Source organism: Clostridium sp. (assembly GCF_029258205.1).
Taxonomy (GTDB): Bacteria; Bacillota; Clostridia; order Clostridiales; family Clostridiaceae; genus Sarcina.
On record NZ_JARHZJ010000066.1, the window covers coordinates 1 to 9,437 of the forward strand.

The 9,437-nt window shown below is 28.0% G+C and carries 7 protein-coding genes, 1 tRNA gene, 2 rRNA genes and 1 riboswitch; all 10 genes read left to right on the top strand.

Going from position 1 to position 9,437, the window contains the following annotated elements:
* Window positions 1-104 (top strand): 23S ribosomal RNA (locus tag Q1J60_RS08385); the annotation flags it as partial.
* A gap of 51 nt (window positions 105-155) precedes the next feature.
* A 5S ribosomal RNA gene (gene rrf / locus Q1J60_RS08390) occupies window positions 156-273 on the top strand.
* A gap of 6 nt (window positions 274-279) precedes the next feature.
* Window positions 280-354 (top strand) — tRNA-Glu (locus Q1J60_RS08395).
* A gap of 272 nt (window positions 355-626) precedes the next feature.
* Entirely contained in the window at window positions 627-1,319 is a 693-nt protein-coding gene (gene sfsA / locus Q1J60_RS08400; RefSeq protein WP_300260766.1) for a DNA/RNA nuclease SfsA, read from the top strand.
* A 241-nt stretch (window positions 1,320-1,560) separates the two neighbouring features.
* Complete coding sequence (locus Q1J60_RS08405; protein ID WP_300260768.1) at window positions 1,561-2,100, top strand: NAD(+) diphosphatase; 540 nt, start codon at window positions 1,561-1,563, stop codon at window positions 2,098-2,100.
* Window positions 2,101-2,207: 107 nt separating this feature from the next.
* Window positions 2,208-2,379, top strand: a riboswitch (Lysine riboswitch).
* Between the two features lie 131 nt (window positions 2,380-2,510).
* Window positions 2,511-3,806: a diaminopimelate decarboxylase gene (gene lysA / locus Q1J60_RS08410; protein WP_300260771.1), complete on the top strand. Its 1,296-nt coding sequence runs from the start codon at window positions 2,511-2,513 to the stop codon at window positions 3,804-3,806.
* A gap of 403 nt (window positions 3,807-4,209) precedes the next feature.
* Window positions 4,210-4,428 (top strand): DUF3006 domain-containing protein, encoded by a 219-nt coding sequence (locus tag Q1J60_RS08415; protein ID WP_300260774.1) that lies wholly within the window; start codon window positions 4,210-4,212, stop codon window positions 4,426-4,428.
* A gap of 2 nt (window positions 4,429-4,430) precedes the next feature.
* The gene (lepB, locus tag Q1J60_RS08420; RefSeq protein ID WP_300260782.1) at window positions 4,431-4,961 is read left to right on the top strand and encodes a signal peptidase I; all 531 of its coding nucleotides are present in this window, start codon (window positions 4,431-4,433) and stop codon (window positions 4,959-4,961) included.
* A gap of 24 nt (window positions 4,962-4,985) precedes the next feature.
* Window positions 4,986-7,127: an ATP-dependent zinc metalloprotease FtsH gene (gene ftsH / locus Q1J60_RS08425; protein ID WP_300260777.1), complete on the top strand. Its 2,142-nt coding sequence runs from the start codon at window positions 4,986-4,988 to the stop codon at window positions 7,125-7,127.
* 223 nt (window positions 7,128-7,350) lie between these two features.
* Window positions 7,351-9,437 (top strand): HelD family protein (locus Q1J60_RS08430; RefSeq protein ID WP_300260780.1); only part of this gene is annotated, 2,087 nt, incomplete at its 3' end.

The window sequence follows — 9,437 nt, forward strand, 5'->3', positions numbered from 1 at the left end:
TAAGCTAGTAAGATCCCTTGAAGAACACAAGGTTGATAGGTCGGGGGTGTAAGCATGGTAACATGTTCAGCTGACCGATACTAATAGATCGAGGGCTTGACCAAATATAGTAAATTAAATATGTGCAATTTTGAAAGAACAAAAACTTTCAAACATCTGGTGATGATGTTCTTTAGGGTAACACCCGTTTCCATTCCGAACACGACGGTTAAGCCTTTAGAAGCCGATAGTACTGCACGGGAGACTGTGTGGGAGAGTAGGTGGTTGCCAGGTTAGTTTGGCCCCTTGGTCAAGCGGTTAAGACACCACCCTTTCACGGTGGTAACAGGGGTTCGATTCCCCTAGGGGTCACCATTAACTCGATAAGCATTGCTTATCGAGTTTTTTGTATTAATGAAAGTTTTTTATTTATTTTTATTGAGTTTATTTATAATGAAGTTTTATGTCTATATCATTTCAATCTTGTTAATAAAAGTATTTTTATGTAGAATATAGATGAAAATATTTATGTTTTTGATTAACATGGAAAGGATAATGTTTTTAATTAGTATCTATAAGGAATAAAAATTTTTATTAATTTATAACTAAAATAAAAATTTATATAATATATGAAGAGGTTATTATAGATGAAGTACAATAGTGTTATTAGAAAAGCTATTTTTTTAAGAAGACCAAATAGATTTCAAGCCTATGTAATTTTAGATGATGAGGAGGTATTAGTTCATGTTCCTAACACTGGAAGGTGTAGAGAGATTTTAAAAGAAGGATGTACAGTTCTTTTAAGAAAAGGAACTACTTCAAATAGAAAAACTCCTTATGACTTAATTGCAGCTTATAAAGGAGAGATTTTAATAAATATAGATTCTCAGATTCCTAATAAGGTTGTAGAAGAGGCGTTAAAAAATAAAAAGATAGAAAAGTTAGTTAAATTTAATAATATAAGTCGAGAAAAAACTTTTGGAAATTCTAGATTTGATTTTAAATTACAAGATGATGATGAAAATATATATTTTTTAGAAGTAAAAGGTGTAACTTTAGAGGAAAATGGAGAAACTAGATTTCCAGATGCTCCAACTGAAAGAGGAAAGAAACATATATTAGAACTAATTGAGATTAAAAAATTAGGAATGAGTGCAGGAATAATTTTTTTAATACAGTTAGATAATGTAAATAAGTTTTCTCCTAATGATGAAACAGATTCTAAGTTTGGGGTAGCATTGAGATTAGCTAAAGAAAAAGGAGTAGATATATTTGCATATAATTGCAAAGTTACTGAAGAAGAAATTGAGTTGCTTAATCCTGTAGAAATAGTGTTATAAGTAGAATTTATAGAATTGTAAATATATACGTATTAAATATTGAAGATAAAGATAGTATTAAAAGTTGAAGTTATAGAAAAAAATATTATCAGTATTTGAGAATATGAAAGGTGGTGAACTTTAGTTAGCTAATTTATATATTACTATTCTTAGCTAAAAGATTGAGCTTTTATATGTTATAGATAGTGATTTTTAAAAAGTTACAGAAAGTAATATATTTGCTTTACTAAAGAAATTAATTATGAAATTTAGATATTGTCCGTTATGTGGTGAAAAATTAGAATTAAAGAATAGCTGGGATGAAGGAATGGTACCTTATTGTAGTAAACATGATATGATGTTTTTTGATTTACCTAAAACATGTATTGTTGTTGCGGTAATAAAAGGTGATCAAATAATTTTACTAAAACAAAGTTATATATATGAAAATTCTAAAGTTCTTATATCTGGATATGTAGGTGTAGATGAATGTGCTGAGGAAACTGTTTATAGAGAGGTAAAAGAAGAAACGGGAATAACAGTTAAAGATATAAAATATTTAGGTAGTGATTTTGTAAAGGGAAAAGAATTACTTATGCTAACTTATTTAGCATATTATGAATCAGGAGAAATAAAAAAATCACTTGAGGTAGAATGGGCTGACTGGTATAGTATAGAAGATGCTCTTTGTGAATTAAATGAAGATATCATAGGAAAAAGAGTGGTAAAAAAAGTTTTAAAAGAAATAGGTTATGAAGGAACTAATGCATTTAGATGTGAAGGCAATAATTGTAGTGTATAAATTTTTTTATTAATAATTTTAATTTATATTATTGCATTAGTTGAATTTTTTTAGTAATATTATAAACAATAATTAATATAATAAAAGCATAAATAATTTGAAAATAGGACCAAAGTAGAGGTGCCGTAATTAAGAGTAGTCATAAGTAGCTGACGAGTGTTTTATGTGTGATGAAAGGGATTATGGCCGAAGAGATAGTAATGGTGGTTAATATTTCTGGGTATATGTATAATATACATATAACTGTCACTTTGAAAAAAGTGGAGTGCTACGAGGTACGCTAAGTTGCGATTAAAGCAGCAAAGGTGTTCCTTTGTTGCTTTTATTTATTGGGGTTAAATGCCATAAGTGTCGGTAGCTTTGCATACTTTTATACTCTACCACTAAAAAAGTTTGTGGAGGGAAAAGATATGAAATTATTTGGATCAATGAAAGTAGAAGAAAATGAATTATATGTTGGAGGAGTAAAAGCAAGTACTTTAAGTAAGGAATATGGAACTCCTTTATATGTTATTGATGAAGAATTAGTTAGAAATAATTGTAGAAGATACTATAATGCAATGAAGTGTAAAGAAAGAGGAAATAGAGTTACCTACGCAGGGAAGGCATTTATAAATATGTCTATGTGCAATTTAGTTAATGAAGAAAATTTATATTTAGATGTAGTATCAGGGGGAGAACTTTATACGGCTTATAAAGCAGGATTCCCATTAGAAAGAATATATTTTCATGGTAATAATAAATCCGATTATGAAATAGATTTAGGAGTAAGATTAGGAGTTGGAAGATTCATAGTAGATAATATTCATGAATTAGAGATGCTAAATTCTATATCTCAAGAGTATGGAAGAGTTCAAAAAGTTTACTTAAGAATAACTCCTGGAGTAGAAGCACATACCCATAAATATATAAAAACAGGCCAATTAGATTCAAAATTTGGATTCCCTGTAATTGGTGATACAGTTTACGATGTTGTTAGAAGAACAATGGAATTAGATTATATAGAACTTAATGGACTACATTGTCATATAGGTTCCCAAATATTTGATCTAGAACCTTTTGAAGATACAACAGAAATTATGCTAAATCTTATAAATAATATAAAAGAAAAATTAGGATATGAAATAAAAGAATTAGATTTAGGTGGAGGATTTGGTATATATTATACTGAAGGGGATAAGCCAAAAGAAATAGAAGAATATTGTTCGGTTATAATAAATAAAGCTGATGAAATATGCAGAAAGTTAAATATGAATGTTCCTATATTAAGTATAGAACCAGGAAGAAGTATTGTTGGTAATGCAGGATTAACTCTATATACTGTGGGAGCTATAAAAGAAATTCCTAATATAAGAAAATATGTAAGTGTAGATGGGGGAATGAGTGACAATATAAGACCAGCATTATATAGCGCAAATTATGAGTCATTAATAGCCAATAGGGTTTTTGATAATTGTAAAGAGATAGTTACTGTAGCAGGTAAATGTTGCGAATCAGGAGACGTACTTTTAAATTCAATAGAAATGCCTAGAATGGAAACAGGAGATATATTGGCTATAATGTCTACTGGAGCATATGGACATTCAATGGCTAATAATTATAATAAAATTCCTAAGGCTGCAGTTGTAAGTGTAAGTAATGGAATTTCAAAAGTTATGTGTAAAAGAGAGACTTATGAAGATTTGCTTAAAAACGAATATTTTTAATTGATATAGAAAGTTGTATGGTTTTAAAACTATACAACTTTTTTGTTAAAATTATTTAGAATAATGTATTAAAGTATATAATAAAAGTGAAGGATAACAATGATTATAGTGGTATATAATTTTTTTAGAATAATATAAAATTATTTAATATATAGGTATTTGAAAATATTTAATAATGAAAGACATAAAAAAGACACAATAAATTGATAAAATAATATTAAAATATTTATTAAACTTCAAGAGAAAACTATGAATTAAAGTTTACAAAGTTATGGTAACTTATGATATACTTATATTTGATACTTTAAGATTATTAAAGGTAAAAATTCTAAAATTATTGAGGAATAATTTAAAATTAAATTTAAATATTTCTCATATTAATATTCGGAACAAGGAGTATAAAATGAAAAAAATAATAGTAGATAGAATAGAAGGACATTTTATTGTATGTGAAGATGAAAAAGAAAATATTTTAGAATTAAAAAAAGATGACGTAATAGGTGACGTAAAAGAGGGGGATGTTTTAGTTAAAGGCAAAGAAGATAAGTTTTGCTTGAATAAAGCGCTTACAGAAAAAAGAAAAAAAGAAATAGAAGATTTGATGAAAGGTATGTGGGAATAGTAATGGGTTCTAGTGATACAAAGAATAAATCATTCTTTTTAGATTGGATTATACCAATTTTAGCAGCTTTACTATTAGCTTTTTTGATTCATAAATTTTTATTGTTTAAGATAAAAGTTCCTACAGGATCAATGATGCCTACAGTAGAGATTGGTGATCAATTATTTGTTACAAGAATATATAATCCTAATAATATAAAAAGAGGAGATATAGTAGTTTTTAATTCTGATGAATTAAAAGAGCCACTTTTAAAACGTGTTATTGGATTACCAGGTGAGCATGTTGAAATAAAAAGTGATGGTTCGGTTTATATAAATGGAAATAAACTTGAAGAAAATTATGTAAAATACCAAGGTGGAAAAACTGATATGTCTTTTGATGTCCCAAGTGGAAAATTTTTAATGTTAGGTGACAATAGAAGTAATAGTGATGATGCTAGATACTGGAGTAATCCTTATATAGATGGAAAAGAAATAGAAGCAAAGGCACAGTTAACAGTATATCCTTTTGATAGAATAGGATTTGTAAAATAAACGTTAGAAAAGGAGGAATGAGGTATGTTTAAAGATAAAAAAATGCTTAAATATATCGTTATATATAGTATTATAGCGTTTGGTATATTATTAACCTTTAATATGGTTAAAGATGAAATGCTATATGAAAAAGTAGATTATAGTACTTTCATGCAAATGTTAGATAAAAATGAAGTTAAATCAGTAAATTTTTCAGGAAATCAAATTGAGATAACACCTTCAGATGGTAGTAATTTAAAAGGAAAAATCTTATATACAACTAATCCAGCAGTTGCAGGTATTAATCAACCAGATTTAATTAAAGATTTAACTACAGCAGGGGTAGGATTCAATGTAACTAAACCAGAAAATTATCAACTTTTAGGTTTATTAATGTCATGGATTTTCCCATTAATACTTATATTTTTTGTTGGAAAAATGATGTTCTCTAAAATGAATAATAAAATGGGTGGCGGAGTAATGTCATTTGGTAAAAATAATGCTAAGCTTTATGCTGAAAATGAGACTGGAATAACATTTAAAGATGTTGCTGGTCAAGATGAAGCTAAAGAATCATTAGTAGAAATTGTAGACTTTTTACATGATACAAAAAAATACGTAGAAATAGGAGCTAAACTTCCAAAGGGTGCTTTATTAGTAGGACCTCCAGGAACCGGTAAAACTTTACTTGCTAAGGCTGTTGCAGGTGAAGCAAAAGTACCATTTTTCTCAATGTCAGGTTCAGACTTCGTTGAGATGTTTGTAGGTATGGGTGCAGCAAGAGTGAGAGATTTATTCAAGCAAGCAGAAGAGAAAGCTCCATGTATAGTTTTCATAGATGAGATTGATGCAATTGGTAAGAGTAGAGATGGTGCTATTCAAGGAAATGATGAAAGAGAACAAACTCTTAACCAATTATTAACTGAGATGGATGGTTTCGATTCTTCAAAAGGTGTTGTTATTTTAGCTGCTACAAATAGACCAGAAGTTTTAGATAAAGCTTTATTAAGACCAGGTAGATTTGATAGAAGAATAATTGTTGATAGACCAGATTTAATAGGTAGAGAGGAAATATTAAAGGTTCACTCTAGAGATGTTAAATTATCAGATGATGTATCTTTAGAAGAAATAGCAAAATCTACTCCAGGTGCTGTTGGAGCAGACTTAGCAAATATAGTTAATGAGGCTGCTTTAAGAGCTGTAAAACATGGTAGAAAGTTTGTAATTCAAGAAGATTTAGACGAAGCTGTTGAAGTTATAATAGCAGGTCAAGAAAAGAGAGATAGAATACTTTCACCAAAAGAAAAGAAAATAGTTGCATATCATGAGGTAGGTCATGCATTAGTTGCAGCTTTATTAAATAATACTGATCCAGTTCATAAGATAACAATCGTTCCTAGAACAATGGGAGCTTTAGGATATACAATGCAACTTCCAGAGGAAGAAAAATATTTAGTATCTAAGGAAGAAATGATAGATCAAATATCAGTTATGCTTGGTGGTAGAGCTGCTGAAGAAGTAGTGTTTAATAGTATAACTACTGGTGCATCAAATGATATTGAAAGAGCTACTCAATCAGCTAGAAATATGATAACTATTTATGGTATGAGTGAGAGATTTGATATGATGGCTTTAGAAGCTATGAGCAATAGGTACTTAGATGGAAGACCAGTTAGAAACTGTTCAGAAACTACTGCTGCTGTAGCTGATGAAGAAGTTTTAAATGTTATTAAGAGAGCTCATGAAAAATCAATTAAGATTTTAATTGAAAATAGAGGGCTATTAGATGAGATAACAGGTGTTCTTTTAGATAAAGAAACTATCATGGGTGAAGAATTCATGGAAATAGTTTATGGTAAGTATCCAGAAAAGAGAGAAGCTGATGAGAGGGCTAAGAAGGAAATTCAAAGTCTAAGAGAGCAAGCTTTAGCTAAGAGAAAAGAAAAAGAAAAAGCTATACAAAAAGCTAGAGAAGAAGCATTAAGATTAGAGGAAGAGCAAAGAAAACAAACTGAATTAAAAGCTATGATCGAAGCTCAAGAAGAGGCTGCAAGATTATCAAGACCTAATAACGAAGTTAATAGTGATGTTTTAGATTTATCTAAAGAAATTAAATCTAATGTTAATGTTGAATCTGAAGAAAAGGAAGACAAGAGCTCTACACAGAATAAAGTTGATGGTGAATAGAAATAATATGCATAAAGGTATAGAAATATAAAAGAGATTTTCTATTTCACTTTTAGTGCTAGTGAAAATAATATAAACTATAATTTTATATGATGATAAAATGTGCATGAAGTTAAAAATGCTTCATGCACTTTTTGGCTTTTAATTTATATTTTTATTGAAAGAAAAGTTAATGTTATAATTGGATATAATGTAATATAGAAATTAAGAAAGGAAGATTCTAATGACTGATAAAAAAGATATAGAATTTTTAGTTGAAGAGAAAAAATTAGAGGAAGTTTCTAATATATTAAATGAAGAAATGCTTTCATATATAAATAAAAGAAAATTTGTAACACAATATATATTAGACTATAGAAAAAATGCAATTGAAGAATATAAAGATGATGAAGATAAATTAATAGAGTACTTTGATCATGAAAGATATGTAAAAGAACAAGCATTTACTACAATTGATAAAAAATTAAAGGAATTAACAATATTAAAGGAATCACCTTACTTTGGAAGAGTTACTTTTAATGATTTAGAATTTGACCAAAAGGATACTTTATATGTTGGTAGATTTGGAGTAACTCCAGAAGGAAGCTATGAACCTGTAATAGTAGATTGGAGAGCACCTGTTGCTTCACTTTTTTATCATGGTAGTTTAGGTGAGGCAAGTTATACATCACCAGATGGAACTATAAAATGTGATATAGAAGGTAGAAGACAGATTATAGTTAAAAAAGGAGAATTAAAAGGAGTTTTTGATTCAGCTATAGATGTAAAAGATGATATATTACAAATGGTTTTAAGTAATAATAGTTCTGATAAGCTTAAAGATGTAATAATGACAATCCAAAAAGAACAAGATGAAATAATAAGAAAAGAGAGAACTTCTAATATAGTTGTAAATGGAGTAGCAGGAAGTGGTAAAACTACAATAGCACTTCATAGAGTTGCATATCTTTTATATAACTATAGAAAAGAATTAGAAGATAAAGTTCTTATTTTAGGACCAAATGGTATATTTATGGAGTATATTTCACAAGTATTACCTAGTCTTGGGGAAGTGGGAGTAAAACAGGAGACTTTTGCTAGTTTTGCTTTAAAAGAAATTGATAGTGAATTATACATAATGAGTTTTGATAAGTATTTAGAAAAAATACTTTCAAAGGATAAAGAGTTTATAGATGATGCCAAATATAAAAACTCATATGAGATAATTAAAGATTTAGATAGCTTAGTAAAAGAAATGGATAAGAATTATTTCCATGTTGAAGATGTAAAATACTTTGGTGATTTAGTTATTTCAAAAGAAGAAATAGAAGAAATGTTTAATAAACATTATGAGTATATGCCTCTATTCAGAAGAAGTGAAAAAATTAAGAGAATAATATTATCTAAGATAAAAGATAAGAGAGATGAAAAAGTTTGGGAGCTTAATGAAGAAATAAGAAAAGAAAAGGAAAGATTAACTCCTGAAGAATTTTTAATTGAAGAAAATAACTTAGAATTTAGAAGAAAATTAAGAATAAGAGAAATTGTTAAGGAAGTAATGAATTCAAGAGCTAAGTTAGATAGTTGGATTTCAAGAGAAGATATTTTAGATATATATGACAGATTCAATGGAAATAAAAAAGAATATACTATAAATGATTTAGCACCAATATTATACTTAGCAATAAAATTAGAAGGTAAAAAAGCAACAAAAGATTATAGATACGTGGTTATAGATGAAGCTCAAGATTATTCACCACTTCAATTTAAAGTTGTAAGAGAACTAACAGGAACTAAATATTTTACTGTTGTGGGAGATGTAAATCAAAGACTTATTAAATATTCAGATTTAGCTCCTATGATGGAACTAGAAAAAATATTTGATGATGTAAATCCAGAAATCTATAACTTAAATAAAAGTTATAGAAGTACTTATGAAATAATAGAATATGCAAATAAATATCTTGATGAAGATAGAATAATTCCTATAGTTAGACATGGTAAACCAGTTGAGGAAATTAAATTATATAATAATGAAGAACTTTCAGAAAGTATTATAGAATCTTTAAAAGAATTTTCAAATGAGGGATTGGAAAGTATTGCTATTATAACAAGAGATAAAGAAGAATTAGAAAAAGTATATAATCTTATAAGTAATAAAGTGCATTTAGTTAAGTTTGATAACGAAGATGTATTATATAAAGGTGGAAATGTCATAATACCATCTTATTTTGCAAAAGGATTAGAATTTGATGGAGTCATCATTGTAGATAATGTATCATCAAAGGATGAAAATGAAGATCTAATAAAATATATAATGAGTACTAGAGC